The organism is Mycobacterium sp. 852002-10029_SCH5224772 (assembly GCF_001667315.1).
In the GTDB taxonomy this organism is placed as follows: domain Bacteria; phylum Actinomycetota; class Actinomycetes; order Mycobacteriales; family Mycobacteriaceae; genus Mycobacterium.
Map to the genome: position 1 here is coordinate 1 of NZ_LZHT01000056.1, position 881 is coordinate 881.

At 72.0% G+C, this 881-nt stretch carries 1 protein-coding gene; it reads left to right on the forward strand.

The annotated features are described in order from the left end of the window. Positions 1-3 precede the first annotated feature (3 nt). Positions 4-881 (forward strand): DUF222 domain-containing protein (locus A5775_RS11360; protein ID WP_156660664.1); only part of this gene is annotated, 878 nt, incomplete at its 3' end.

Consider the following 881-nt stretch of genomic DNA (forward strand, 5'->3'; position numbering starts at 1 on the left):
GGTGTGAGTTCCACTGGTCTGCCCGATGTCGACGCGGTGTTCGACGCGCTCGATGCCGAGGTGGACCGTGCCTGCGCGCTGTCGTTGGACGCGTTGAACCCCCAGCAGCAACTGGCCGTGTTGGAGCGCTGCGAGAGGCTGCGCCGGCGCCTGCCGGCCATCGAGCATCCTTTGATCAATTCCCTGGCCCGCCAAGCCCCCTCCTCAGAACTGGGCGGCTCACTGTCGCACGCGCTGACCGAACGCACCCTGATCAGCCGCACCGAAGCCTCCCGGCGCATCAAAGAAGCCGCCGATGTGGGCCCCCGGCACGGCCTGACCGGCGAACCGTTGCCCCCGGTCCTGGCCGCCACCGCGGCGGCGCAGCGCGCCGGCAACCTCGGCGCCGGCCAGGTGGCCGTGATCCGCACGTTCTACCACCGCCTGCCCGGCTGGGTTGACGCCGCCGCCCGCGAGGTCGCCGAGGCGCAGTTGGCCGGGTTCGGCGCCCAGTTCGGGCCCGAACACCTCACCGAACTGGCCCGCGGGATGACCAACATGCTCAACCCGGATGGCACCTTCACCGACGAGGACCGCGCCCGCCAACGCGCCCTGACCCTGGGCCGCCAACAACCCGACGGCATGTCGGCGCTGCGTGGGCTGATCACCCCCGAGCTGCGCGCCACCCTGGAAGCCGTCGTGGCCAAACTGGGCGCCCCGGGCATGTGCAACCCCCCCGACGACGTGCCGTGCATCGACGGCACCCCCAGCCAAGACGCCATCGATCGCGACACCCGCTCAGCGGCCCAGCGCGGCCACGACGCCCTGCTGGCCGGGCTGCGCGGCCTGCTGGCCTCCGGGAAGTTGGGCCAGCACAACGGGCTGCCGGCCTGCATCATCGT